The 25556-nt window shown below is 51.7% G+C and carries 22 protein-coding genes and 1 other annotated feature; of the genes, 9 read left to right on the forward strand and 13 right to left on the reverse strand.

Annotated elements, in window-relative coordinates; translation table 11 throughout:
• The first annotated feature begins 93 nt into the window (after nucleotides 1-93).
• Nucleotides 94-606, forward strand: coding sequence for a thermonuclease family protein (locus ABE504_RS05065; RefSeq protein ID WP_430085371.1), 513 nt, complete (start codon nucleotides 94-96; stop codon nucleotides 604-606).
• Here ABE504_RS05065 and ABE504_RS05070 read toward each other — a convergent pair.
• Complete coding sequence (locus ABE504_RS05070) at nucleotides 576-767, reverse strand: hypothetical protein (RefSeq protein WP_430085373.1); 192 nt, start codon at nucleotides 765-767, stop codon at nucleotides 576-578. The genes ABE504_RS05065 and ABE504_RS05070 overlap by 31 nt on opposite strands.
• Before the next feature lie 116 nt (nucleotides 768-883).
• Between ABE504_RS05070 and ABE504_RS05075 the strand changes: the two genes are divergently transcribed.
• On the forward strand, nucleotides 884-1777 hold the full coding sequence (locus ABE504_RS05075) for a LysR family transcriptional regulator (RefSeq protein WP_430085376.1): 894 nt from the start codon (nucleotides 884-886) through the stop codon (nucleotides 1775-1777).
• Here the strand turns inward: ABE504_RS05075 and ABE504_RS05080 are convergent.
• The 4 genes from ABE504_RS05080 to ABE504_RS05095 form a co-directional block, all read right to left on the reverse strand.
• The gene (locus ABE504_RS05080; protein WP_430085379.1) at nucleotides 1755-2828 is read right to left on the reverse strand and encodes a Gfo/Idh/MocA family protein; all 1074 of its coding nucleotides are present in this window, start codon (nucleotides 2826-2828) and stop codon (nucleotides 1755-1757) included. The genes ABE504_RS05075 and ABE504_RS05080 overlap by 23 nt on opposite strands.
• 39 nt (nucleotides 2829-2867) lie before the next feature.
• Nucleotides 2868-4037, reverse strand: a complete 1170-nt coding sequence (locus ABE504_RS05085) for a Gfo/Idh/MocA family protein (RefSeq protein ID WP_430085382.1) — start codon at nucleotides 4035-4037, stop codon at nucleotides 2868-2870.
• A gap of 93 nt (nucleotides 4038-4130) precedes the next feature.
• Complete coding sequence (locus ABE504_RS05090; protein ID WP_430085385.1) at nucleotides 4131-5906, reverse strand: PAS domain S-box protein; 1776 nt, start codon at nucleotides 5904-5906, stop codon at nucleotides 4131-4133.
• A 175-nt stretch (nucleotides 5907-6081) separates the two neighbouring features.
• Nucleotides 6082-7260: an amidohydrolase gene (locus ABE504_RS05095; protein WP_430085388.1), complete on the reverse strand. Its 1179-nt coding sequence runs from the start codon at nucleotides 7258-7260 to the stop codon at nucleotides 6082-6084.
• Between the two features lie 205 nt (nucleotides 7261-7465).
• Between ABE504_RS05095 and ABE504_RS05100 the strand changes: the two genes are divergently transcribed.
• Nucleotides 7466-7813 carry a YugN family protein gene (locus ABE504_RS05100; protein WP_126144473.1) on the forward strand — a complete coding sequence of 116 codons (348 nt, stop codon included), beginning with the start codon at nucleotides 7466-7468 and terminating at the stop codon, nucleotides 7811-7813.
• Nucleotides 7814-7827: 14 nt separating this feature from the next.
• Nucleotides 7828-8994 carry a putative lipid II flippase FtsW gene (gene ftsW / locus ABE504_RS05105; RefSeq protein WP_430085391.1) on the forward strand — a complete coding sequence of 389 codons (1167 nt, stop codon included), beginning with the start codon at nucleotides 7828-7830 and terminating at the stop codon, nucleotides 8992-8994.
• 13 nt (nucleotides 8995-9007) lie between these two features.
• Here the strand turns inward: ftsW and ABE504_RS05110 are convergent, their stop codons facing one another.
• On the reverse strand, nucleotides 9008-9388 hold the full coding sequence (locus ABE504_RS05110; RefSeq protein ID WP_430085395.1) for an Asp23/Gls24 family envelope stress response protein: 381 nt from the start codon (nucleotides 9386-9388) through the stop codon (nucleotides 9008-9010).
• A gap of 175 nt (nucleotides 9389-9563) precedes the next feature.
• Here ABE504_RS05110 and cax point away from each other — a divergent pair, with 175 nt between their 5' ends.
• Nucleotides 9564-10610: a calcium/proton exchanger gene (gene cax / locus ABE504_RS05115; protein WP_430085398.1), complete on the forward strand. Its 1047-nt coding sequence runs from the start codon at nucleotides 9564-9566 to the stop codon at nucleotides 10608-10610.
• Nucleotides 10611-10628: 18 nt separating this feature from the next.
• On the opposite strand, the gene ABE504_RS05120 is transcribed toward cax, so the two are convergent.
• From ABE504_RS05120 to ABE504_RS05135, 4 genes are all read right to left on the reverse strand, one after another.
• Complete coding sequence (locus ABE504_RS05120) at nucleotides 10629-10922, reverse strand: YlaN family protein (protein WP_126144469.1); 294 nt, start codon at nucleotides 10920-10922, stop codon at nucleotides 10629-10631.
• 123 nt (nucleotides 10923-11045) lie between these two features.
• Nucleotides 11046-11294 (reverse strand): HPr family phosphocarrier protein, encoded by a 249-nt coding sequence (locus ABE504_RS05125; protein ID WP_126144468.1) that lies wholly within the window; start codon nucleotides 11292-11294, stop codon nucleotides 11046-11048.
• Nucleotides 11295-11412: 118 nt separating this feature from the next.
• Entirely contained in the window at nucleotides 11413-12096 is a 684-nt protein-coding gene (locus ABE504_RS05130; RefSeq protein WP_430085402.1) for a TVP38/TMEM64 family protein, read from the reverse strand.
• Nucleotides 12097-12240: 144 nt separating this feature from the next.
• Nucleotides 12241-14208, reverse strand: coding sequence for a sensor domain-containing diguanylate cyclase (locus tag ABE504_RS05135; protein WP_430085405.1), 1968 nt, complete (start codon nucleotides 14206-14208; stop codon nucleotides 12241-12243).
• A 339-nt stretch (nucleotides 14209-14547) separates the two neighbouring features.
• Here ABE504_RS05135 and rpsD point away from each other — a divergent pair, with 339 nt between their 5' ends.
• Nucleotides 14548-15147, forward strand: a complete 600-nt coding sequence (gene rpsD, locus ABE504_RS05140) for a 30S ribosomal protein S4 (RefSeq protein WP_430085409.1) — start codon at nucleotides 14548-14550, stop codon at nucleotides 15145-15147.
• Nucleotides 15148-15255: 108 nt separating this feature from the next.
• Here the strand turns inward: rpsD and tyrS are convergent, their stop codons facing one another.
• Nucleotides 15256-16515, reverse strand: coding sequence for a tyrosine--tRNA ligase (gene tyrS / locus ABE504_RS05145; RefSeq protein WP_430085412.1), 1260 nt, complete (start codon nucleotides 16513-16515; stop codon nucleotides 15256-15258).
• Nucleotides 16516-16563: 48 nt separating this feature from the next.
• Nucleotides 16564-16839: a binding site (T-box leader), on the reverse strand.
• A gap of 128 nt (nucleotides 16840-16967) precedes the next feature.
• Here tyrS and ABE504_RS05150 point away from each other — a divergent pair.
• Nucleotides 16968-20126, forward strand: a complete 3159-nt coding sequence (locus ABE504_RS05150) for a transglycosylase domain-containing protein (RefSeq protein ID WP_430085415.1) — start codon at nucleotides 16968-16970, stop codon at nucleotides 20124-20126.
• Nucleotides 20127-20249: 123 nt separating this feature from the next.
• On the opposite strand, the gene acsA is transcribed toward ABE504_RS05150, so the two are convergent.
• Complete coding sequence (gene acsA, locus ABE504_RS05155) at nucleotides 20250-21974, reverse strand: acetate--CoA ligase (RefSeq protein WP_430085418.1); 1725 nt, start codon at nucleotides 21972-21974, stop codon at nucleotides 20250-20252.
• 224 nt (nucleotides 21975-22198) lie between these two features.
• Between acsA and ABE504_RS05160 the strand changes: the two genes are divergently transcribed.
• Both ABE504_RS05160 and ABE504_RS05165 read left to right on the forward strand, forming a co-directional pair.
• On the forward strand, nucleotides 22199-22837 hold the full coding sequence (locus tag ABE504_RS05160) for a GNAT family N-acetyltransferase (RefSeq protein WP_430085421.1): 639 nt from the start codon (nucleotides 22199-22201) through the stop codon (nucleotides 22835-22837).
• 42 nt (nucleotides 22838-22879) lie between these two features.
• A complete protein-coding gene (locus ABE504_RS05165) occupies nucleotides 22880-24064 on the forward strand; it encodes an acetoin utilization protein AcuC (protein ID WP_430085424.1) in 1185 nt (394 codons plus the stop codon).
• A gap of 755 nt (nucleotides 24065-24819) precedes the next feature.
• On the opposite strand, the gene ABE504_RS05170 is transcribed toward ABE504_RS05165, so the two are convergent.
• On the reverse strand, nucleotides 24820-25521 hold the full coding sequence (locus ABE504_RS05170) for a 5'-methylthioadenosine/adenosylhomocysteine nucleosidase (protein WP_430085427.1): 702 nt from the start codon (nucleotides 25519-25521) through the stop codon (nucleotides 24820-24822).
• Nucleotides 25522-25556 lie beyond the last annotated feature (35 nt).

A 25556-nucleotide genomic window follows, 5' to 3' on the forward strand; every position in this document is an offset into this window, starting at 1 on the left:
CTCATCCGCGCACCTCCTTTTTACGCTTTAGTATGAAAGGAAAATACTTGATTTAAACATTGGGCGCGTGCTAACGTATTTTCGAGGTGAATTATGCGTAAATGGATCATCGCCGGGGGCTGTCTGCTTCTGGTCGCACTGCTTGCCTGTGCTTGCGGCGCGAAGAAGGCCAGCCAAGCCGGCAAAGAGACCGTCAAGGTGGAACGTGTCGTGGATGGCGATACGCTGGAGGTGACGCTGAACGGGAAGAAGGAGAAGATTCGCTTGATCGGCGTGGACACGCCGGAGACGAAGAAGGCCAATACGCCGGTTATGTTTTATGGCAAGGAAGCCAGCGACTTTACGACGAAACGGCTGGAGAAGCAAAGCGTGGAGCTGGAGTACGACGTGGACAAGAAAGATCAATATGACCGCGTACTCGCTTATGTATGGATTGGGGACGAGCTGTTCAACCGCACCCTGGTTCAGGAAGGCTATGCGCGCATGGCGACATTCCCTCCGAACGTCAAGTACGTGAATGATTTCAAGAAAGACCAGGAATCCGCCCGCAAGGCGAAGAAAGGCATCTGGCAAAACTACGACAAAGCGTTCGATACGGCGAAGTAGCCGGCTGCCAGCACCGCAATCAGGGCGACGCCTCCTGCGAGGAAAGAAAGTTTGGCTCTTTTTTGCGGTACTTTGGCGTACCAATGTGCCTTCCTGGCGCGCTCTTCGAGCTCCCTTACATGCTGTTCGTATTTTTTCTCTATGTCATACAAATTCCACATGGTAATTCCCCCCATCCTTTGGTTGGAATGATTTTAACACGCCTGGCGGAGGGGGAGTTATCGATAAAATTCGATAGTTTCCATCGAAAAATGTGATGATTGAAGGGGTGCTCAGCGTGGATATTTCCTTATATAAAACCCTGCTCGAAGTCGCGAAGTGGCAGAACTTTACGAAGGCCTCCGAGAAGCTCGGGTACGCCCAATCCAGTGTGACGGCCCAGATTCAGAAGCTGGAAATGGAATACGGGGTTGAAATTTTTGAGCGCTTTGATAAAAAAATGATGCCGACCCCTGCCGGGCAAATCCTGCTGCGCTATGCGGCGAAGCTGATCCGGGTGTTCGAGGAGTCGAAAATCAACGTCGCCGGACAGACGACCGGCAGCTTCACAATCGGCACGCACGAGACGACGCTCTGCTCGTATATGCTGCCGCCTTTTCTCGGCTCGTTCAAGCGGTGCTATCCGCAGATTTCCATCGCTATTACGGAGCTGCTGGAGAACGATACGTTCCGCGCGCTCAAAGCCGGCGAATGCGATCTCGGCTTCATCGTAGATCGGGTGCGTCACGATCCCGACCTTATTTTTGAAACGATCCAGGAAGAGGAATTCGTCGTTGTCGCTTCCCCGGACCATCCGCTAGCTTCACGTGACGCTATCGTGCCGCAGGATTTGAACGGCTGCGAAATTCTGATGTCCATCCCCGGCGGCAAATGCCGGAACCTGTTCGAGGACATGCTGCGCAAGTATCGGGTCAAATACAGATTGACCTACGAGATCAACAGCTTTGAAACGCTCAAGAAATGCGCCTTGCACGGCCTCGGCGTCACCTTCCTGCCTAGAACGACGGTTACGTCGGAAATACAAACAGGGCAGCTAGCGATTTTGCCGCTAGACTACCCTGATTTCAAGCTCACTGTGCAATTATGCTATCATGCCAAACGGCAATTGTCCGTTCCGATGAAAAATTTTGTGGGGCTCCTGTGCAAAACTACTCCACACGAACCGCTTTAGCCTGCGCTTGCAAGCACAGTTCCGCCGCTTTGAACGTATGCGCTTGCGTCATCGCGTTCTCCGTACGGTTAATGCAATCCAGAATTAATTGACCAAAGTAAGGAAAGCCTACTTGTCCATGGAGACTGTAGTGCTTTTCTCCTTGCTGGTTCACGAGGTACAATTGATCTCCCTGCGGATCGCGGGCAATATCGATGTATTTACGCATTTCGATATAGCCGTCGGTGCCCAGGATGATCGTACGTCCATCCCCCCATGTGCCGAGGCCGCTCGGAGTCAGCCAATCCACACGGAAGTAGTTCGTCGCGCCGTTGTCACCGACAAGCGTCGCATCGCCATAATCCTCAAGCTCCGGATAATCCTTCGCATTGTAGTTGGCCACCTTGCTGCTGACGACCGTCGCATCTTTGCAGCCTGCATAGAACAGGAACTGCTCGATTTGGTGCGAGCCGATGTCGCACAGAATACCGCCGTATTTGTCTTTCTCAAAGAACCAATCCGGGCGACTTGGCGCGTTCAAGCGGTGCGGCCCGAGGCCCATCACTTGAACAACACGGCCGATTGCGCCCTCTTCGATCAGCTGGCCGGCAAATACCGCGCTCTCCACGTGGAGACGCTCGCTGTAGTAGACCGCGTACTTGCGCCCTGTGCGCGCAACTGCTTCTTTCGCCGCTTCCAATTGCTCCAACGATGTGAAAGGCGTTTTGTCCGTGAAATAGTCTTTCCCGCTCTCCATGACGCGGATGCCAAGCGGGCCGCGCAAGGAAGGGACCGCTGCGGCAGCTACGAGCTTCACCTCAGGATCGCTCAGAATCTCTTCTTCGGAACCTGCAGCCTTCGCTTGCGGGAACTTTTGCAGGAAGGCCTCAACCTTTGCAGGATCTCGATCGTACACCCATTTAATTTCCGCGCCCGCTTCAACAAGCCCGTTGGACATGCCGTAAATATGTCCGTGGTCGAGCGACATCGCCGCGAAAGTAAACTCCCCTTTGCCTACGACAAGGTTCGGTTTGCCTTTCGGCGCATAGTTCATACCATCATTTTTTTGCATCGCTCTGATCCTCCGACAGCGCCCCTAATCAGGGAGCTCTTAAGATTTTGAAGTGCCGCTGACATCCAGCGTTTGGTAGGAATTCGCTTCTTTGCTCGATTTGGACTCTTTGATCCGCGCTTGCAGATGTTCGTAGAACAGCTCCTCGTCAATCGGCAGATCCACCCAGTTGTCCGTCCATGTGGACAGCAGCATCGCGTTGGACAGCATGAGGCCTTTAATGCCCTCTTCCCCAGGCGCAACAAGCGGCGTGCCGTGCAGAATCGCATCGACAAAGTTTTGCGTAATACCGCTGTGGCTTGTTTCCTTGCCTTCGACCGGAATCTCACATTTCCATACTTCCGGTTGGCCGAAACCGCCTTTGTACGTTTCATTGAATTCGCGCTCGGATACGCGCAGACGCCAGAACGTCAGCTTGCCGTCTTCGATCACGATTTTGCCGCGGTCGCCAGACAGCTCGAACCGGTTCGTTCCCGGTGCTTCGCCGGTTGTTGTTACGAACAGGCCTGTAGCCCCGTTTTCATACTCCACGAATGCCGTTACATCGTCTTCAACCTCGATATTGCGGTGCTTCCCGAAGTAGCAGAATGCGCGAACGCGCTTCGGCATCATGTCGATCGTCCACTGCCACAGGTCAAGCTGATGCGGATCCTGGTTGATCAGCACACCGCCGCCTTCGCCCGCCCAAGTTGCGCGCCAGCCGCCGGAATCGTAATAGCTCTGGGATCTGTACCAATTCGTGATGATCCAGTTCGTTCTGCGGATTTCGCCAAGCTCGCCGGAGGCTACGAGGTCTTTCAATTTTTTATATAAAGGATTTGTACGCTGGTTGTACATCATGCTGAAAACTTTGCCTGACGCTTTCGCCGCTTCGTTCATTTCACGAACTTGCTTCGTGTAGACGCCCGCCGGCTTCTCGCAAAGGACGTGCAGACCTGCTGCGAACGCTTTAATGGCGATCGAAGGGTGATCGTAGTGAGGCGTTGCAATCAGTACGCCGTCAATCAAACCGGATGTCAGAAACGCATCCAGATCGTCAAACAGCTTGATATCGCCGCTAAGGTTTTCTTTGGCCCATTCCAGGCGATCCGGTCTGAACTCGCAAATCGCTGTGAGCTCCGCACCTTTGACTTCGTTTTTCACCAAATAGTTGGCATGGCCCGTACCCATATTCCCCAGGCCGATAATACCAATTCTTACTTTGTCCACGGTTCGTCACCTTTTCTTTGTCAGATTGTTTCATTGAGCACGTTTTCACTTTAGCACATTTGGCGGGCGGCATCTTGTCACGAATTGACAACCTTATTGCAAACTTTGACAGTTCCCTTCCTGACCGGGCAAAAAGATGCTGACCGTCGTCCCGACGCCCACCTGACTTTCGTACCGGATAGAGCCCCGGTGTTCTTCGATAATGGTGAAGCTGACCATCATGCCGAGGCCCGTCCCTTTTTCTTTCGTCGTGTAAAAAGGTTCTCCGATGCGAGGCAGCCGGTCCTCCGGAATACCGTGCCCCTGATCCACGAAGGTCAGGCATACGCCTTCCGGGCATCGGCGAACATGAATCGTGAGGCTTCCGCCATCTTTCATCGCTTCAATCGCATTTTTGATCACATTGACAAAAACTTGCTTCAATTGATTCTGCTCGCACAGCACCAGCGGCAAATCCGGTTCGTACGTCCATTCAATCTGGACGTTCTTGAGCACCGCCTCCGTATTAAGGAGCGCGATGACATCTTCCAGAATCGTGAGCGGCGCGTACGGCAAATACTGAACTACCTGGGGCTTCGCCAATATCAGAAGCTCGCCAAGAATCAGTTCGATCCGGTTAAACTCGTCCTGCATAATCGTATAGTAGCGCTGCTTGTTGTCCTCTCCCGCATGGCACATCAGCTTGGCAAAGCCTTTCAGCGACGTCAGCGGGTTGCGGATTTCATGCGCGATCCCGGCCGCCAGCTGCCCGGCGACGTTCAGCTTTTCCGCCTTGCGGAGAAGCTCCTCCGTTTGCTTTTGCAGCGTGATGTCCTGCGAGGTTCCGAAAAATCGAACCGGCCTGCCGGCCTCGTCATAGGTCGTTCTCGCCAGCGTGTGAAAAATGCGCCGCTTCTGCCCGCCATCCAGCATAATACGGTACGAGGAATTCATCGAGCCCGTTTGAAACGCTTTCTCAATGTCTTCCTGCAACAGCTTCACATCCTGGGGATGAATGCGCTCGAAAAAGGCTTCAACCGGCAGCTGCAGCGTATCCGACTCCAAGCCGAAAATCGCAAGCAGGCTTTGCGAAGCGTACACAACGTTGTTTAGGATATCCCAATCATAATGACCTAAACCGGCGATTTCGTGCGCCATCTCCAGATTTGCTTTGCTCTTGGTCAGCTCCTCTTCAATATGTTTCCGCTCAGTCACATCCCGCCAAATCCCCAGCTTTTCACTCCGCTCGCCTTCCTCATTGACCAACCAGTTAAAATTGTTTTCGAACCACACAGCCCCGCCCTGCTTATGTAAAAACCTGCACGTCACTGTGCCCTTGCCCCTGTTCGCTTCATCAAATTCGGCCAGATAGCTGCCCTGCAGCGCGTTCAGATCTCCTTCATAACAGTAATCAAGCACATTCGTACCTATGACATCAACATCCTCGTAGCCCAGCAACCGGTCAATGGAAGGAGAGACGTAGCGAATCATGCCGTCATCCGTCGTCAGCATAATTAAATCTTGTACATGGGCTGTATACTTATAAAAAAATTCACTTTGCAGCGTAGCTTCCCGCTCAATCATCTGAATCTGCCGAATCACCACATGTATGCAATCGCTTACACAATATGCATTTACATGGACCCACATGCCCGACGGCTTTACAAACTCTTCAAATTGCACTTCTTCCTCAGTTGTTCTTACTTGCATTAAAAGGTGATACACCGCATGCCGGACTGCTTTAGGAAACTCTGTCCACACATGCTTGCCGATCAGATCGGCGGGCTTCCGGTTCAATACTTGTGCGCCAAAATCGTTCACATATTTGAAGTTCCAAGCCGCATCCAAAATGATAAATCCGATGGGAGGGCTGTCTGTTCTCGTCTTCATCAGTAAGTAGATCCCCCTTTTCTTCACGCATGTATTATGGATCCATTGGGATTTTGTGTAAAGCAGAAATTTTTGCAGCGGTAAAAGAGCGCCGTGCCATCCCCTCGAAGAGAGGCAAAATGCCTGCTGCTGAACGCACGAAAGGCATCCACCTTGTCAGGTGAATGCCTTCTTCTCAGTTGTTCGCCATATAATCAAGCGCCATGCCGATCAGCAAATTCGCCGCATTCAGCATCGAAGCTTCGTCAATATCGAATTTCGGGTGATGGTGCGGATGCACAATGCCGCGCTCCACGTTCCCGGCGCCTACGAACATGAAGCAGCCCGGTTTATGCTGCAAATAATAGGAAAAGTCCTCGCCGGCCATAATAGGAGGAGATTCATGCACGCGATCTTCGCCGAACAAAGCGGCGCCGACCTTCGTAAACCGCTGCGCTTCCTGCGCATCGTTCACAACTGTCGGATAGCCGAGCTTGTAATCCAGCTCGTACGAGGCCTGCGACATCTCGCACGTCGCGTGCGTAATGCGTTCGATACGCGCTCGGACCTCCTCGCGCAGCGCAGGGTTAAAGGTCCGCACTGTGCCGCTCAGCGCACAAGACTCCGCGATCACATTGAAGCTCGTCCCGCCGTGGATCGCGCCTACGCTCACGACGCAGGATTCAATCGGATCGACTTGGCGGCTCACGATCCCTTGCAGGTTCACAACGAGTTGGGACGCGATATAGACGCTGTCGATCGTCTGGTGCGGCAGCCCCCCGTGCCCACCCTTCCCTTGAATGCGGATCGCGAACTCGTCCGGTGCGGCCATAAACGCTCCGGGACGCGTATACACGTGACCCACAGGGAACGGTGTCCACAGATGCACGCCGTACACAGCATCTACGCCCTCCAGCGCGCCGGCTTCAATCATCGAATTGGCGCCGCCAGGGGAAATCTCTTCCGCATGCTGGAACAGGAATACGAGATTCCCCTTTATTTCCTCGCGGCGCGCGCGCGTCACTTTCGCAATAGCCAGCAGCGTCGAGGTATGCGCATCGTGGCCGCAGGCATGCATAATGCCGGCTCGCGTGGAGCCATACGCGCAGCCTGTCTTCTCATCTTGGATCGGCAGCGCATCCATGTCCGCGCGAAGGGCGACCGTCGGTCCCGCGCTTCCACCGCGCAGCAAGCCGACAACGCCGTTGCCGCCTACGCCCGTGCGCACTTCAATGCCCCAGTTGCGTAGGTGGTTCGCCACAAACTTGGCGGTTTCAACCTCCTGATAGGACAGCTCTGGATGACGATGCAAATAGCGTCTCCATTCGACCATCTCTTCATAGACAGCTTGCAAATCGGCTTCAAATATATGCATTAGGAACTCCCATCTCCTTCATGAACAACCTTTACTTACGATCAGATTCAAGTCTTTCCATCTATTCTATCAAATTCCCGCATCCGTTTCATCTCTAAAGTGCCATCAAATATTAGAATTTAAGAAACCTTAGCGACTTGCAGAACCATGTGAAACATACTATCATGAATAAAGAATGCATACGTACAAGATGGAGGCGTTAATTTTGATTATTGAAGCACCTGGCTTGAAAGGCCTGAAAAGCGATTTGGCTCACCTGGATGAAGTTACGACCAAACTTGGATTCGTACGCTGGCAGTGGGAATACACACGCGCGACTTATGATTTCAAAATGGAAGATAAAGCGAGCAAAAGCGTGTACTTCTTGCGTGTCAACACGCGCGTGGAATCCGGCAAGCTGGAGTCCCCTTATGCCGTTCTTTATGTAGAAGATACATACATCGGAAGAGAAACATTCCCTCACGGACTGGACTACAACTCCCCCATTCCTGAGAACATCCTGAAGCTTTCCAAACAAAAGCTCGATCAGCTGAGAAACGAACTGGCTGAATAGACAGGGGGGTCAGCATGAATCCACCTCGCAGAGGAACGCCGGATTTTCTGCTGCTATTTTTAACCTTCGTTTTCGTTTGTTTCGGCCTTGCCATGGTATTCAGTGCCAGCTCAATGACAAGCGCTTACCGCTGGGACGATCCCTGGCTGTTTACGAGAAAGCAGCTGTTCGCGGTCGGCATCGGTGTCGTCGGTATGTTGTTCTGCATGAATATCCATTACACCAAGATTAAAAAGCTGGTCATTCCGATTTTTGTCATGATTGTCATCGCGCTTGTTTTCGTTGTCTTCACAGGCAAAGCGAACGGTGCTAGTTCCTGGTATACGCTAGGCCGTTACGGCATTCAACCGACGGAATTTGCCAAGCTGATCGTCATTATGTACCTGGCCTCACTGATCTCCAACAAGGAAGAGAAGTTCCGCAGCTTCAAAAAAGGGCTCCTGCCCGCCCTCCTCGTCGTAGGGTTTGTCTGCGGCCTGATCATTCTGCAGCCGGATTTTGGCTCGTGCATGATTTTGCTGGCTTGTGCCGCAATTGTCATCGTAGTCGGCGGCGCGAATCTCAAGCATATTTTCTTCCTTGGCGTGACGGTCGCGGTCATTGCGGCATTTGCCCTCTGCCTGTACTTTATCTTTGGAGATGCAAGTTCCAGTTACCGGATCGGTCGGCTGACCTCCTTCATGGACCCGTTTGCTGATCCGCAGGGCGATGGTTTGCAAGTCGTGCAGTCCCTGTATGCGTTTGGCCACGGAGGCCTTACCGGCGCCGGTTTCGGACAAGGCATTCAGAAGCTTCACTATTTGCCTGAAGCGCACAACGACTTCATCTTTGCCATTATCGGCGAAGAGCTCGGTTTTATCGGCAGCGCGGTGTTCATCCTCGCCTACCTCATCTTCATTTGGCGTGGGCTGCTCATCGCGGTGCGGTGTCCGGACATGTTCGGCATGCTGACCGGTGTCGGCATTATGGTCATGTTCGCTTTTCAAGCGTTTATTAACATCGGCGGTGTGACCGGCACAATCCCGCTGACCGGGGTTACGCTTCCGTTCATTTCCGCGGGCGGCTCCTCCATGATGGTCTCGCTCATCTCCATGGGCATCATTCTTGGCATTTCGCGGGAGCAGTCGATGAAAGAAGCGCCCACGTCATCAAAAAAGACCTTGACCGCCGTAAAAGGCTAATCAAGGTCTTTTCTTATTTTACGCGAAGCGGATCTTCCGGCGTCTCTTCTTCTTTAAACGCGACGCCTTCCACTTTCACGTTGACTTCCACGACATTCAGTCCAGTCATATTTTCAACAGCTTCACGTACATTTTCTTGCAAATCTCTGCACACGTCCTGAATGCGGGAGCCGTACTTGACAATGACCCGTAAATCAATCGCCGCTTCGACTTGACCGACCTCGACCGAAACGCCGCGCTGTACGTTCTTACCGCTGAGACGCTTAGCGAGACCTTCCGAGATGCCCCCTGACATGCCGGCTATGCCTGGAGTTTCCAGAGCAGCCAGCCCTGCAATAGTCGATACTACGTCATCTGAAATACGAATTAAACCGGTTTGATTGTCTTCGGACATACGGATCACTCCCTAAACTTGGTATAAATCTATTGTAATGAGATCATGAGCCGAAAGCAAGAACTGCCTTTTTGCCCTCAGTGAATTTACATTCCTAAGCAAAGTAGGTATAGTAGAAGACAGTTAAATCATTCCAATTGCAGAGAGTTACGAATCAGGATTCGGAGGGTTATCGGTGAAAGGGAAACTGTTTTATGCAGGCCTGCTCGTCTTCTTCATTTTCGCAGGGATCGCTCATTATGCGCATATGAACACGACGCTGCAATTCATCATCGCGTGTATCGCGATCATTTTCGTAGCCGGCTTTCTGGGCAAAGCGACGGAAAGCGTGGCGCACTATGCCGGCGAGCGGATGGGCGGCTTTCTCAATGCCACCTTCGGCAACGCAGCCGAGCTCATCATTGCGTTCTTCCTTGTGAAGGATGGACTCTACGACGTTGTCAAAGCCAGCTTGACCGGTGCCATCATCGGGAACCTGCTGCTAGTGCTTGGCCTCAGTATTTTCACCGGGGGCCTCAAATTTAAAGAACAGAAGTTCAACGTCAATCTGGCCTCGCACAACTCGTCGCTGATGATTCTGGCTGTCGTCGCGCTGTTCATTCCAGCGATTTTCACCGGCGGGTTGACGACGAAAGAAACGTCAAACATGAGCATGATCGTCGCCATTCTGCTCATCGCTGCTTATCTGCTCTGGCTGTTCTTCTCCATGGTGACGCATAAGAGCCTGCTCTCCGACGAAGCGATCGAACACGGAGAAGCCGCCTGGTCCAAAGGCATGTCTATCCTGTTTCTCTTCGTTGCCACCGTTATGGTCGCCTTCACGAGCGAATGGCTGGTCGGCACGCTGGAAGAAGTCACCCATAAGTTCGGTTTGTCCGAACTGTTCGTCGGGGCGTTCCTCATCGCCATTATTGGCAATGCGGCGGAGCACAGCGCAGCGGTCATGATGGCGCTCAAGAACAAAATGGGCGCAGCCGTCGAAATCGCCATCGGCAGTTCGCTCCAGATCGCGCTGTTCGTCGCGCCAGTGCTTATTCTGCTCAGCTTTTTCGTCAGCGGCACACCGATGAACATCGTCTTCTCGACCTATGAGATTGCGGCGATCGGCGTGGCCGTTTTCATCACCAAATCAATTACGCAGGACGGCTCTACCAACTGGTACGAAGGCATGCTCCTGCTGATCGTCTACATCATCTTAGGCGTTGTGTTCTTCCTCGTCTAGACAAAAAAAAGTAACCCGCTACGGGTTACTTTTTTTGTTCAACGCTTCATACAGCTGAGCAAGATTGCGCTCCAGCTTGCTGAGAATTTGCTTGCCAGGGGCTTCAGAAATCAGCCCGGCGCGAATCGCAAAATCAATTTCTCGCGAAAGTCCGTACATCTGCGTATCTAAAACCTCTTCGTATAATGGACATTGACGTGTTGTCAAATTCCCCATCTGCACTTCGATCAGCTTTTCGATTTTATCTGCATCTTCTTGGAGAAGATTTAGCGCCTTTTGATTCATGTCGAGCAATAGATCAGATGAAGACATTCCAACTTCCCCCTATACGTATAGTCATCCGTCCTTATATGATCTATATTAAGCGAAATTGACGCAATATACAAGAGAAGGTACCCTCAGAGATTCTGAGAATACCTTCTTTTTTCACAAAGCCTATTCTTCAACAACGTTAATTTCAAGGTTGTGCTTTGCAAAAACTTCCGCCATTGCGGCTTTCGCTTCGTCTGCATCCGGTCCGTGCACGTGCAAGTCATATTTGCTGGAGCTGATCAATGTAGTGAACAGGCCCAGAATACTCTTAACATCAATATACTTATTGTCGTATTGAAGTACGATGGACGATCTGAATTTATTCGCTGTTTGTGAAATCTCTACGATTGCTGCATTGTTAGCACTTGGCATAGGAAACTCCTCCATTTACTCACTAAGAATGAATTGTTCGGCTTGCTCTCTCTATGATAGCGTGGAAAAGCATGGGAAGCAACTATAAAATTTCCTGCATTCTCCTGTATGAAAGCCTTTACTTCGTTTTCGGTGCAAGCGCTCTCTTCGCACTGTTCCCAATGACCAGCAGCACCACCAGAATTCCTAGTAAAAGCAGCAATCTTCCTTTGAATTCTTTAAAATGAAACAGATCGTGCGCAATCATCGATTCCAACAAAATCATCGGAAGCTTGCCGATCACTGTCGCCCACAGAAAATGGCTGAACTTCATGCGTGTAAGGCCTGCCGAAAAGTTAATAGCGGAGGACGGCAGAATCGGGATTAAACGGCCGATGAGCACATAGATAAAGCCTTGCCGCTCCATCCGTTTGCTGAACTGCGTGACGAGCGGAAAACGCTCCAGTTTTCTCTCCACCCAAGCATGTCCATAATACCGCGCAAAATAAAACGAGGCCACGGCTCCCAGAACCGACATCACATAATTCACGAGAAATCCTGTTTTGATGCCAAAGATGGCAACATTCGTGCCTGCGACGACAACAAACGGAATAAAAGGAAAGAAGGTTTGAAAAAAAATCAATAACATCCCGATAATTTTACCCGGCCATCCAATTTCCCTCAAATGTCCGGCTAGCTGACGCATATTACTGTGAGCCAGCTTCGTCCCCAGATGAGTGAAAAAGAAAAAGTAAATCAGCCCAACCGCCACAATCGTGACGATGAGAATCAATCCTGTACGCTTTTTATTAGCTGCCGACAAAATTCGACCAACCTCCCCTTGACCCAATCATTGTAACATGTTGCGAGACGTTCAGGAAGAGGCTTCTTCTTCGCTTTCCCCTTGTATGCAGGATGTTCAAAAAAAGAAAATGCACCTGCCGCTCGGGCAGGCACATCGTTATATTCAGCCGATTTGGATTTGGTTGCGCCCATTGTTCTTCGCTTGATATAGCGCCATATCCGCCCTGTAGAAAAGCGACTCGACGCTGATTTTCTCCTCGTCCCAGTTCCAGTCCGATACGCCGCAGGAAACCGTCACTTGCGGCTGCGTCTCCTGCAGCACTCTCGTCCGGATCCGTTCGGCAATCCGCACGGTCTGATCCTTCGTCACCTGCGGCAAGTAGATCGCCAGCTCCTCCCCACCCCATCTCGCAGCAATATCACTGTCGCGGATGCTGGATTTGATGATCTGGCTCACCTGAATCAAAATTTTATCGCCGACCTGATGCCCGTACGTATCGTTGACCCGTTTGAAGTTGTCAATATCGACAACAATCAGCGAACCGCAAAAATCTTTCTTCTGCATGGCGTTCGCTTGCTCGTCGAGGTAATGCCGCGCATACAGACCCGTCAGATTGTCGGTAACGACCATACGCTTGACTTCCGCGTGCAAGGATGCGTTCGACATCGCAAGACCGATATGGCTGGACAGCACCTGCAGGAGCTTGTAATTGTCGTAGGAGAAGAAATTCGGCTCGTGATGCACAATGAGGATAACCCCTTCGACTTGACCGTTCACAATGATCGGCGACCCGATCAACGAACGCGCTTTCGTACGCATCATTAGGCTCGATTCAATTTTATTATTTGTCCAGTAGTCGGAAATAATCACAGGTTCCCTGGAAGAATAAATCAGCCCGGAGAAACCGTGATCCAGCGTAAAAGTCTCATGGAACATGGCAGGCAAATTCGTTGCCTGAACGACAAGGCGCTCGCTGTCCTTGACTCTCTGAAGGAGGCAGCTGTAATCGGCTCCAAAGATGCTTAAAATTTCACTGGAAGCCGCATTAAAAATTTCATTCAAGCGCAAGCTTTGATTTAACTGCTTCGTAATCTCGTTAATCAGCCGCAGCTCGTTGATCATCAAATTCGACTGCTCGTACAGCTTCGCATTCTCGAAGGCCGTACCCGCGGAATCCGCCAGCTGAGACAGGAACTGCACATCGGAAGGCAGGATCTCATTTCCATCGGATTCCATATAAAGAATACCATAGACCCCTTGCTTGCCGTTCAGCGGCGCCGCGATATGGCCTGTCGCATCATCGACGATCACGCGGCCTTCCATGAAAGCGCGTGTGCGAATATCCGATTCCGACCGTTGAAAATGAAGCGGCTTCACCGCCAAGTTCGTCGAGTCGTTGTCTTGGGACAACAAAATATCCACACGCTTTTTCGGATAAACGCGGTTCATACAATCCGTCACTTCCGTTAAGACGGAATGAACGTCGATTTGAGCATGCAGCTTTTTCGAAGCTTCGAATAAAATATCGCGCTTTTTCGATTCGGCCTCCCGCTCTTTGTAGCGCAAATTTAAATCTTTATATTTACTTCGTTCCACCGCAGCGAGCATACAGCTATGAAACGAGCTAGTAAGCTGGTAAAAGAAATGCACAAGTTCATCCATTCCAGAAAAAGATTGGGAAAATAGTCCCAAACAACAAATAAAGTTGCCTTCTGCATCGTAAACAGGGACCGCCGCTCCCATCAAGCCATTCAGCGTATTGTCCGGGTAATTTCCTGCAGCAATGGCGTGAAGACCTGGAGAAGCCGTGCAGCGGGCAATCGGATTATCCCCTCTCTCAGATGCCTTCCAGCTTGTTCCTGGAAACAGCATTGGCTCCAGAAAAGGAAGACCCAACGAACAGGAAGCAACTACGTTCAATTGACCGTCGGTGCATAACAACGCGGTTTGTTCGGGAAGCATCGTGGTTTCGAACAGCAATTTCCACTGGCCGACCGCTCCCGCCAGTACGACGTTCCAACGAGATTCCTCGCAGGAGCAGTTGCGAGAAAGAGTTAAGCCTTGCCGGAGAAACACTTCAAAGTGTTCCGCGCGACCTTGTATCATTAGACTGCGAAGTGGCTCACTCATAAGGTTCTCCTCTCTACACAACTATAGTCCTATTTACTGCTTCTATCATACTATTTTTCACATGCCGTTGTACACGATATTTTCAAGCGAATTTCAAGCTTAACTACTTGACACTGCTTCTGCTTTTTAATAAAATAAGAAGTCGAGTACCACCATGATTTCGGTGAATGCCATTTGTGATCACCCTCACTGCTTTTGCTCCTGCCAAGACAGCGGCTGAACTACTCTTGACAGGGAATCCTATCTATCGATTCGCAAGCAAAATCAGGCACTTGACTTCACCCTGACATCTAGATGCCAGTACAAAAACCAATTGTCAAGAGAAGGAGTTTTTCCTAAATGTCACGTTATACAGGCCCTAAATTTAAACTTAGCCGTCGCGTAGGTATTTCCTTGAGCGGCAACGGAAAAGACTTGAAACGCCCATTCCCTCCAGGTCAACACGGCCCAGGACAACGTAAAAAAGTGAGCGGCTACGGCGTTCAATTAAATGAAAAACAAAAGCTGCGTCACATGTACGGTTTGAACGAAAAACAATTCCGCAACCTGTTCGACAAAGCTTCCAAACTTAAAGGTATCGCTGGTGAGAACTTCATGATCTTGCTCGAGAGCCGTTTGGACAACCTCGTTTACCGTCTTGGTCTTGCTAACTCCCGTGCTGGTGCGCGCCAACTGGTTGCTCACGGTCACATAACAGTTAACGGCAAAAAAGTGGACATCGCTTCTTACATCGTTTCCACTGGCGACGTGATCTCCTTGCGTGAAAGAAGCAGAGGTCTTTCCTCCGTGAAAGAAGCGATTGCTAACCGCGTTCACGTGCCTGCTTACCTGGAATTCAACGAAGCTGCTGTTGAAGGCAAATACGTTCGTCTTCCTGAGCGCGCTGAGCTTCCTCAAGAAATTGACGAAAAACAAATCGTCGAGTTCTACAGCCGTTAATAAAATCAACCCCTTAGGGACTTTCCTAAGGGGTTTGTTTTTTGTTTGGACGCAAAAAAGAACTGGGAAGTCCAAGTCCCAGTTCTTTTTTTAATCCTTGTTGCACGTTTACGCAAATTGCACAAGGAAGTAATTCTTTTTACCGCGGCGAATGACCAGGTACGCATCCCCGATGCGGCCAAGCTCGCCCGCGTTGGCCTCCAGGCTCGTCACCTTCGCACCGTTCACCGTAACGGCCCCGCTTTCAATGTCCGTACGTGCTTGACGCTTCGAAGGCGCAGCACCCACCGCAACAAGCAAATCGATCAGCAAGACATCGTCGCTTTCCAGCGTCGTGGAAGGTACGTCCTTGAACGCTTCCTCAACTTCAGGGCGGGACAGCTCACCGATATTGCCGCTAAACAGCGCAGCCGTGATGTTCATTGCGCTCTCCAGCGCTTCCGAGCCGTGTACCAGCTTCGTGACTTCTGCAGCCAACACTTTTTGCGCTTCGCGTTTCTCAGGCTGTGTGAGCACTTCCTGTTCCAATCGATCAATTTCTTCGAGGGACAGGAACGTGAAGTATTTCAGGAAACGAACAACATCGTTATCTGCTGTGCCGAGCCAGAACTGGTAGAACTGGTACGGCGATGTTTTGGTACCGTCCAGCCAGATCGCGCCGCTTTCGCTCTTCCCAAACTTCGTACCGTCACTCTTCGTCACCAGCTTGAGCGTAGCGCCGAACGCGCGGAAATCTCCCGTTTTGCCGATCAGCTCAAGGCCAGCCGTAATATTGCCCCATTGGTCGCTTCCGCCGATTTGCAGCGAGCAGTTTTTCAGCTCGGTCAATTTCAGGAAGTCATACCCTTGAAGAATCATGTAGCTGAACTCTGTAAACGAAATGCCGCTTCCAATCCGGGAGTCGACGGAATCCTTCGCCAGCATGTAGTTGACGGTAAAGTTTTTACCTACATCGCGCAAAAACTCAATGATATTGATCGAGCCTAACCAGTCGTAGTTATTGACGAGCTGCGCAGGATTCTCAATCTCTGTTGAAAAATCGAGAAACTGCGAAAGTTGGTTTTTAATTTTTTGCGACCATTCTTGGACAATCTCCGGCCCATTCAGCGTGCGTTCATTCGCTTTACCGCTTGGATCACCGATCAGCCCCGTTCCCCCGCCAACAAGCGCTAAAGGAATGTGCCCGGCCAATTGGAAACGGCGCAGCGTCAAGATCATAAGCAAGTTGCCGATATGCAAGCTGTCCGCCGTCGGATCGAAGCCGCAGTACAAAACAACGCGTTCCTCTTTTAACTTTTTGTCCAAGCCTTCCCGGTCTGTGACTTGATTCAGCAAACCGCGCAATTCCAGATCCTTTAGTACATCCATCTGCAGCCTCTCCTTTTTCTAAAAAAATAAAAAAAGCCTTCTTATCCACAAAGGGACGAGAAGACTTAGCTCGCGGTACCACCCTAATTAAAACAACTGCTTACGAAGGCTATGTTATGCACTCGTATAGGCAAAGCTGTTTTCACTCGACAACCGGTAACGGGGTTTAATCGGCCCATGCTACTGATGCTCGGCGAATCCGGCACGTTCCCACTGGCTGCTCGAGACCGTAATTCACTAACCTGCAGGTACCGGTTCGCACCATCCACCGGCTCTCTGGAAGCATCCGCAAGCTACCTACTGCTGATCTGTCCTCGCATTTGTAAAAGTTATAACATACCCGCCGCAGGTTGTCAAACACCAATCACCCTATTCCTTCGCCGTTCTTTAACGCAAAAATTGGGCAACTGTGGTATACTAGTAACGTTCATGTAAGGAGGAAATTGGAACTTATGCGTAATTTTTTCGCCAAATTGAATCGCCCATGGGTACGAACGACGTTGAAAGTTACCGGGATTACCTTAAAATGGGCCATCATTTTCGCCTTCTTGGCCGGCTTGCTTGGCGGCTTCGCTGCTTTCGGCTATGTCAGCGCGCTCGTCAAAAACGATCCGGTTCGCAGTGAAGAGGCGATTCGCCAACAAATGCAAGACAATGCCATCACTGGCTTCGCGTACTTCAACGATGACACCGTCATCGGCCAGCTCCGGACGGAAGAAGACCGCCGGATGGCGCAGCTCAGCGACATTCCACAGATTTTGCTAGATGCTGTCCTCTCCATCGAGGATACTGATTTTTACAGCCATCGAGGCATTGATTTCCGCGGATTGTACCGTGCTGTCACGCAAAAGCTGCTGAACGAGGACGTTCAGACCGGCGGCAGTACGATTACACAGCAGCTGGCCCGCCGCGTCTTCCTAACCTTGGATAAGGACGACGGACGGAAAGCCCGTGAGCTGCTTCTCGCCCTCCGCATGGAGCGGATCATGTCCAAGGATGAGATTTTGCTAGCCTATCTGAACAAAATTCCTTACGGCAACGGATCCACCGGGTACAACTTGTACGGGATCAAGGCCGCAGCCAAAGGGCTGTTCAACATCGACGATTTGAACAAGCTGAACATCGCACAAGCCGCCTATTTGGCCGGCCTGCCGCAATCGCCCTCGCAATACTCGGCGTTCACCAGCAAACCGTCGTTCGATGAGGACGGCTTCAAGAAAGCCATCACGCGGCAGCAGCTCGTTCTTAAACGGATGCTGGAAGAGAGCAAAATTACGAATGAACAGTACCAGGATGCGTTGAAGTTCGATATCAAATCGTCGATGCCGCAACCTTCGCAAAAGGCTTACACGACGTACCCGTACTTAATGATTGAGACGGAACAGGAAGCGGCCAAAATCTTGCTGAAAGTGCAGCAGCCAAATCTCGACCCCGTCAAAAATCAAGCGGCTTACAATGAAGCGCTCAAAAACGTCCACGCGCAAATGCTGCGCGGCGGCTATCAGATTTACACGACGATCGACAAAACGATTTACGACTCGATGCAGGAGATTGCCAGCAACGAGAAAAACTACGCTCCGACCGACGAGAAAAAAGGTCCTGAGCAAGTCGGCGCAATCATGATCGACTCAAAAACCGGCGCGATTAAAGGAATGATAGAGGGCCGCGACTTTTTTGAAGAGCAGCTCAATCATGCCACACAGGCTTACAGACAGCCGGGGTCCACCATGAAGCCGATTGCCGCTTACATACCGGCGCTGGAAAAAGGTGTTTTACAGCCGGCCAGCATTCTGGACGATATCCCGCTCATTCTGAAAGACGGTGAAAAAGGCTTCCATCTTCCAGAAAACTGGGATCATAAGTTCCACGGTCTGATGACAGCGAGAAAAGCTTTGAACCAATCGTACAACATTCCGGCCATCGACGTGTTTCTGAATAAGGTTGGCATCGATAATGCTTGGGACTTCGCGAAGAAACTAGGCATCACATCCATCACCAAGGATGACTATTATGCGCAAACGGGCGTAATTGGAGGGCTCAGCAAAGGAACTTCTGTGAAAGAGCTCACCGGCGCCTACGCGTCGATCCCGAACAAAGGAACCTTCAATGAGACGTTCATGATTCGCGAGATCAAGGATTCGAATGGCAAAGTGATTTATCAGCATGAGCTGAAACCGGAGCAGGTGTACTCGCCGCAAACCGCTTATCTGATTACGGATATGATGAAAACGGTCATCTCCCAAGGTACAGCGACAGATTTGATGAAGAAATACAAATCGTACGGCAAGATCGAGATTTCGGGGAAAACAGGCTCGACACAGGACGACGCGGACGCCTGGTTCATGGGCTTCACGCCGGATATTACGGTCGGTGTCTGGATTGGCTACGATCAGCCAGTCAACAAGCTGTCCTCCAAAACACTGCAAACGTATCACGCCAAAGACGTTTGGGCTTTGATTATGAACAAAACGATTGAACAAAAGCCGGAGTTATTCCCGAACAAAACGTTCGCGAAACCGGACGGCATCGTATCCGCAACCGTGTCCAGCTTGTCGGGCATGCTGCCTAGCGAGCTCACGACGGCTTCGAATCTGCAAGTCACGGATATTTTCAACAAGAAATATTTACCGACCGAGACGGATAACGTTATGGTCAAAATGAAGGTTAGCTCCTTCGGCGGACTGAACTATATTGCGCAAGAATCTACGCCAGCCGATTTCGTTCAGGAGAAAACCGTTATCAAACGGCAAAAATCCATTACCCAACTGCTCAAGGAAATCGAAGCTGCCATGAGCAAGCTGCCAGAGAAAAATAGAAAGCCGCTAGACTTCTACAAACCGGAAGATTACGATGTCGATGCACCATCGGAAACCGATCCGCGTGTCGATGACGGCAAGGCGCCGCAGCCTCCTGCGAACGTCACGGCGGTCAAATCGGGCGATAGCGCCTCGATTACGTTCCAACCTGGTGCAGAAGCAGATCTTGTCGGTTATCGCATCTACCGTTCTGACAACCATGGCAAATTCCAGCTGCTTGGCGGCAAGGTCGTCATGGCCGGAGGGGAAGCGAAATTTACCGATCAACCGCCTGCAGGCGGCGTGGCCGGCTATTATGTAACGGCAGTGGATGTGGCCGGTAAGGAATCCACCCCGAGCCGAGCCGCATATACGGATGGCAGCACGCTCGATTCCCTCTTCGTCCCGGGTCTGGAAGGCAGCGGGCTCGGACCTAACGGCGCCGGCCCTTCCCCGACACCGGGGACACCAGGGCAGGAGAACGGCAGCGGTAATACCGACGCGAACGGTGACAGCACAAATAGCAACAAGCCGAACGCGAAAGACGTCCCTACCGCCCCTACCGGCCTGAAAACGAAAACGGACGGTCCGTCGCTGGTCATCTCTTGGAAAGCGAATGCGGCGAAGGATAAAGTGAAGCATTACAACGTGTACTACAGCGACAAGGAAAAAGGAACCTATACGAAGCTTGGCGCCGTAGACAGCGGGACGGAATTCCGTTATTATGCGGCCGTATACAACGGCTACTACAAAGTAACCGCCGTGAACGATGCGGGAGAGTCTAAATTCTCCGCAGTCATTGCGTATAATCAATAACACGAACCAAAAAGGGCTGCTCCTCAAGGCGAATGACGCCGCGGGGAGCAGCCCTTTTTTTGTATAAAAACAGCCTCCCCTACACCTCATACAAGGTGTAGAGAAGGCTATTTAGCCATTTGCCTAGTCTTCGATCGTTGACAAGTCGCCAGTCGGCAAATTCAGTTCCCACGCTTTGAGAACGCGGCGCATGATTTTACCGCTGCGTGTTTTCGGCAGCTTATCTTTGAATTCAATTTCACGAGGCGCCGCGTGTGCGGATAAGCCCTCTTTCACAAACTTCGCGATGTCCGCTTTCAGCTCGTCAGACGGCGTAAAGCCTTCGCGCAGCGCGATGAACGCTTTGATAATTTCGCCGCGCATTGGATCCGGCTTACCGATAACCCCGGCTTCAGCAACTGCTGGATGCTCGACCAGCTTGCTTTCGACTTCGAACGGACCTACGCGTTCGCCGGCCGTGTTGATAACGTCATCGACGCGTCCTTGGAACCAGAAGTAGCCGTCTTCATCCATGTAAGCGGAGTCGCCGGATACGTACCAACCCGCCAAGCGGAAGTACTCTTCGTATTTCGCAGGGTTGTTCCAGATCTTGCGCATCATGGACGGCCAAGGCGTTTTGATAGCCAGGTTGCCCATGCGGTTCGGAGGCAGTACGTTGCCTGCATCGTCGATGATCGCCGCTTCCACCCCTGGGATCGGACGGCCCATCGAGCCTGGCTTGATCGCCATGGACGGATAGTTACAAATTAACTGGCCGCCTGTTTCCGTCATCCACCAAGTATCATGAATGCGTTGGTTGTATACTTTCATGCCCCAACGCACGACTTCCGGATTAAGCGGTTCGCCGACGCTCAGCACGTGACGCAGCGCGGACAAGTCATAAGCCGCAGACACGTCGTCGCCTGCTCCCATCAGCATACGGAACGCGGTAGGCGCACTGTACCAGACGGTAACTTTGTAACGTTGCAGCGTGTTGTACCAATCCTGCGGAGAGAAACGTCCGCCGCGGATGACGTTCGTAACACCGTTCAGCCACGGTGCGAAAATCCCGTAAGATGTACCCGTTACCCAACCCGGGTCGGCCGTACACCAGTAGATGTCGTCCTCTTTGAGATCGAGTACGATTTTGCCTGTATAGTAGTGCTGCAGCATCGCGTTCTGAACATGGAACACGCCTTTCGGCTTACCGGTGGAGCCCGATGTGTAGTGAATGATCAAGCCGTCCTCGCGGCCCAGCCATTCGATATCCAGTTCTGTCGATGCATTCGCCATTTCTTTATGAAAATCAACATGCCCCTCACCCAACTCAAGATTCTCGCCAACGAGAATAACGTGTTTCAAGTACGGCAGCTCGCTTTGTGGAACACGGGAAAGCTGGCTAGGCGTTGTAATGATCGCTACCGCTTCGCTGTCCGCCAGACGGTCCTTAACCGCCGTTTCCATGAACGCTTCGAACAACGGACCTACCACAGCGCCGACTTTGAGGCAGCCCAGAAGTGAATAGTACAATTCCGGCGTGCGCGGCATGAAAATGAAAACGCGTTCACCTTTACCAATTCCCAAACCGCGGAGCACGTTGCCGAATTGATTGGACTTGTCCCGCATTTGTCCGAATGTGATAGCCTCGTCTCTTGTCGCGTCACTGTAATAGAGCGCAATTTTGTCTTTCTTGCCGCCTTCCGCATGACGGTCAATCGCTTCATAAGCCATGTTCACTTTGCCTGTTTCATACCAGGAAAAGTTTTTCTCGATGTCTTTCCAATCAAAATTGGCATGAGTTTGTTCATAATTGTCCATATTCGGATTCGAAGATACCGCTTGAATGATTTCCTCTTTCATACCTTCCATAAATACAAACCCTCCTCACGAGATAAAACCGCTTTCATTTTAGTGAAGAATTCGCGCAAAATGTGAGCGATTTTTGACACATTCTATTATAACACAAGAAGAAATATTCGCCTACGGGTAAGTTTAGCTATGATTTCCAAGGGAAGTTTGGTATATAAGTAGTAGGACCGATTGGTAAAGGAAATTTGCTTATTATGCTGTTTTTTAAAAGGAGAGCCAAGATTATGGAGCATATCAAAATTTATCACGCACACCGCTTACTTGCAGCTCCCCATCATCCAGAAATCATCATTGAAGGCCCGGTTGCCCCAGGGCATCTCCGCGAGCTCACCATGCATCCCAAGCTAGACGCCTTTCGCAGGCCGAAAGAGCAGCTTGAGGCGCTGATCGAAATTGCCGAGCTGCCGGAAGGCCGCATTATATTAGCCAGAGACGGTTCCACGATTGTCGGCTACGTCACCTTTCACTATCCGGACGAGATTGAGCGTTGGTCGCAAGGCAACATGCCCGATCTCATCGAACTTGGCGCGATTGAAGTGGCCGACGATTACCGCTCTCTTGGGCTTGGCAAGAAATTGATCAAGCTCGCTTTTGAAGAAGATCAAATGGAAAACGTGATTACGTTTACGACGGAATATTATTGGCACTGGGATCTTGAGAACAGCAAGCTCTCCGTGTGGGAATACCGGCAGATGATGGAAAAGCTCATGAAGAGCGTCGACATGGTCTGGTTTGCGACCGATGACCCGGAAATCTGCTCACACCCGGCCAACTGCCTTATGGTGAGAATCGGCAAAAATGTCCCTCTCGCCTCTGTCGAGCAGTTTGACCGCGTTCGCTTTCAACAGCGCTTCATGTATTAGCCGCTTCACATGACAAGCAGTCCATTCGGGGGAATATGGAACATGACGAATCATAAGCAGCCCGTCTTTATCTATGACGAACGGGAAACCCAATACAAGTTCAATGACGACCATCCATTTAACCAGCTTCGACTGACGATGACCGTCGATTTGCTGCGACAAGCAGGCGCGCTGCCGGACAGCGCGATCGTCACCGCACAAGCGGCAACGGAGCAGGACCTGCTGCGTGTACACACGCCCGCCTATATCGAGGCGGTCAAAGCGCTGAGCAGCCCGCACCCGGAGGAGCGCTGGATCAAAGAAGCCGGCCGCTTCGGGCTGGATACGGACGATACGCCGTATTTTCCGGGCATGCATGAGATTACCGCGAATGTGGTCGGCGGCTCGATGCATGCCGTCGACCTCGTGATGAGCGGCGAGGCGCCGCATGCCCTTCACTTAGGCGGCGGGCTGCACCATGCGATGCAGAGCAAGGGCGCGGGCTTCTGTGTCTACAACGACGCCTCCGCCGCCATCGCCTACGCCAAGGAGAAGTACGGCGCCAAGGTGCTCTACATCGACACGGACGTGCATCACGGCGATGGCGTGCAGTGGAGCTTTTACACCGACCCGCAGGTGGCGACGCTGTCGATTCACGAGACCGGGAAATACTTATTCCCGGGCACCGGGGCCGTGAACGAACGCGGCGAAGGCGAAGCGTTCGGCACGAAGGTGAACGTCCCGGTGGAGCCGTACACCGAGGACGAATCGTGGCTGGAGTGTTTCAGCGAGGTACTCGGCGAGCTGATCGCCCGCTTCCAGCCGGATTTGATCATTTCCCAGCATGGGTGCGACGCCCATGCGTTCGACCCGCTCGCGCACGTGCATTGCTCCATGCACGTGTACAAAGCCATGCCCGAGCTTATCCATCGCCTTGCGCACCAGTGGTGCGCAGGGCGGTGGGTCGCGCTCGGGGGCGGCGGGTACGACATCTGGCGCGTCGTACCGCGGGCTTGGAGCCTGCTCTGGCTCGTGATGAGCGAGCAGGCGCTGCTGGGTCAGCTGGAAGCGGAGCCCCAGCTGAGGCTGCCCCAGGCGTGGCTGGACGCCTGGCAGGGCAAAAGCCCGGTCCAGCTGGTGGACACCTGGCTGGACCCGGTGGACGCCTGGTCGCCGATTCCCCGGCGACAGGCGATTGCCGAGAAGAACCGGCAAACGAAAGAGATCGCGATGATGTACTTGAAATGAGATCAGCCAAAGGTTGAGCTGCAACCGGAGCGAGACTTCGGCCAGAGGGTTCGTTTAAGACGTTTGCAGTACGCAGCCTAACCACCTCCATAGGGAACGTCGATAAGCTATTTAAGCAAAACTAGCTGATTTTGTACTTCAAAGGGAGTGGAAAGGTCCTTATTTGTACCGTTTCACCCTTTTGGGAGAGGTGAACGCCCGAATAGCGCCTCCTCGCTCCGCCTGTTGGTACAAATCGAGGAAAATCCGCAAGATAGAGTCGTCTCGTTCCTCTTCGGTCATAAAGCAGCAACCATCCTGATGAAGAAAGCTCAAAACCTCCGCCGGTCAGCAACGGGGTTTTGAGCTTTTTCTTCTGCCTACGCAGGATTCCCATAGTGATTCCCTAAACTATGCGCAATTCATCGCGACAATTCGGCGAGATCTTGTATTTAGTACAGTAATTCCCAGATAAATCAGCAGATTTCGCGAACAGTCCTGTATTTCATACAGGTAAATCATTGCTACCAGCGTCATATTCGAGGAAAAAGCGCCGGACAGCGAAATTTTAATGTAGGTTTTACAGGTCTTTCACCATTTTGGACCGTTTCCAGGGAATTTACTGCATATCTTGCAGGAAAAGGGCCCTTAGGGGCGAAAGGGCTGGAAGAGTCCGGAAAGATCCGGATGAGTCCAGGAGGGTCAGGAGATAGCTCCGAAAAGACCCAGCAAAAACCAAAAAGCCGCCCGGCAAACTTCCGCCGGACGGCACCTAATTACGCCAAATGCTTCACAATATCCTCGACCATTTTATACGAATTCTCAGAAGCTTGCACCGTAAACTCCGCAAAATTCACGTGCGCCGAGCCATCGGCTTTGTCGGACATGGAGCGTAGCACGACGTACGGAATCGCGTTCATCGAGCACACTTGCGCAACGGCGGCGCCTTCCATTTCCACACAAACGCCTTCAAGCTCTTGATGCAGGCCAGCCACGATTTCACGGCTTGCGATGAACTGGTCGCCGGAGAGCACTCTCCCCTTTTTCACGCGGCCCGGGAATAAGCGAGCGCCGGACGCCTCCGCCAACTCCACAAGCTGCGAATCCGCTTGAAAGACGGATGTCCCTTCATACGGGATGATGCCGCGCGCAAAACCGAGCGCCGTCACGTCCATATCATGCTGCATGCATTCGCTGGAAATCACGATGTCCCCGATTTGCAGTTCCGGAGCGACCGCCCCTGCTACGCCGGTAAAAATAACGGCGCTCGCGCCAAATTGATCAATCAAAATTTGTGTTGTTACTGCCGCATTCACTTTGCCGACGCCTGTGCGGCAGACGACGACGTCTTTGTCATAAAAGCGGCCTTCCCGGAAGGTAATGCCTGCTTTGACGGTTTCCCGAATGTCTGTCATGTGGGCAACCAACAGTTCGATTTCTTCGTTCATCGCACCGATGAGCGCAATTTTCTGTGTCATTCTTTTTTCTCCCTCTACCTAATAGTTTGCACAAG

The sequence above is a fragment of the Paenibacillus oryzisoli genome (genome assembly GCF_050467285.1).
Classification (GTDB): domain Bacteria; phylum Bacillota; class Bacilli; order Paenibacillales; family NBRC-103111; genus Paenibacillus_E; species Paenibacillus_E oryzisoli_A.

What these genes read in the sequence shown, in the direction of transcription:
- ABE504_RS05065 (WP_430085371.1), top strand. Translation starts at nt 94, where the DNA reads ATGCGTAAATGGATCATCGCCGGGGGCTGTCTGCTTCTGGTCGCACTG.
- ABE504_RS05070 (WP_430085373.1), bottom strand. Translation starts at nt 767, where the DNA reads ATGTGGAATTTGTATGACATAGAGAAAAAATACGAACAGCATGTAAGG.
- ABE504_RS05080 (WP_430085379.1), bottom strand. Translation starts at nt 2,828, where the DNA reads ATGCAAAAAAATGATGGTATGAACTATGCGCCGAAAGGCAAACCGAAC.
- ABE504_RS05090 (WP_430085385.1), bottom strand. Translation starts at nt 5,906, where the DNA reads ATGAAGACGAGAACAGACAGCCCTCCCATCGGATTTATCATTTTGGAT.
- ABE504_RS05095 (WP_430085388.1), bottom strand. Translation starts at nt 7,260, where the DNA reads ATGCATATATTTGAAGCCGATTTGCAAGCTGTCTATGAAGAGATGGTC.
- ftsW (WP_430085391.1), top strand. Translation starts at nt 7,828, where the DNA reads ATGAATCCACCTCGCAGAGGAACGCCGGATTTTCTGCTGCTATTTTTA.
- ABE504_RS05110 (WP_430085395.1), bottom strand. Translation starts at nt 9,388, where the DNA reads ATGTCCGAAGACAATCAAACCGGTTTAATTCGTATTTCAGATGACGTA.
- ABE504_RS05120 (WP_126144469.1), bottom strand. Translation starts at nt 10,922, where the DNA reads ATGTCTTCATCTGATCTATTGCTCGACATGAATCAAAAGGCGCTAAAT.
- ABE504_RS05125 (WP_126144468.1), bottom strand. Translation starts at nt 11,294, where the DNA reads ATGCCAAGTGCTAACAATGCAGCAATCGTAGAGATTTCACAAACAGCG.
- ABE504_RS05135 (WP_430085405.1), bottom strand. Translation starts at nt 14,208, where the DNA reads ATGAGTGAGCCACTTCGCAGTCTAATGATACAAGGTCGCGCGGAACAC.
- rpsD (WP_430085409.1), top strand. Translation starts at nt 14,548, where the DNA reads ATGTCACGTTATACAGGCCCTAAATTTAAACTTAGCCGTCGCGTAGGT.
- tyrS (WP_430085412.1), bottom strand. Translation starts at nt 16,515, where the DNA reads ATGGATGTACTAAAGGATCTGGAATTGCGCGGTTTGCTGAATCAAGTC.
- ABE504_RS05150 (WP_430085415.1), top strand. Translation starts at nt 16,968, where the DNA reads ATGCGTAATTTTTTCGCCAAATTGAATCGCCCATGGGTACGAACGACG.
- acsA (WP_430085418.1), bottom strand. Translation starts at nt 21,974, where the DNA reads ATGGAAGGTATGAAAGAGGAAATCATTCAAGCGGTATCTTCGAATCCG.
- ABE504_RS05160 (WP_430085421.1), top strand. Translation starts at nt 22,199, where the DNA reads ATGGAGCATATCAAAATTTATCACGCACACCGCTTACTTGCAGCTCCC.
- ABE504_RS05165 (WP_430085424.1), top strand. Translation starts at nt 22,880, where the DNA reads ATGACGAATCATAAGCAGCCCGTCTTTATCTATGACGAACGGGAAACC.
- ABE504_RS05170 (WP_430085427.1), bottom strand. Translation starts at nt 25,521, where the DNA reads ATGACACAGAAAATTGCGCTCATCGGTGCGATGAACGAAGAAATCGAA.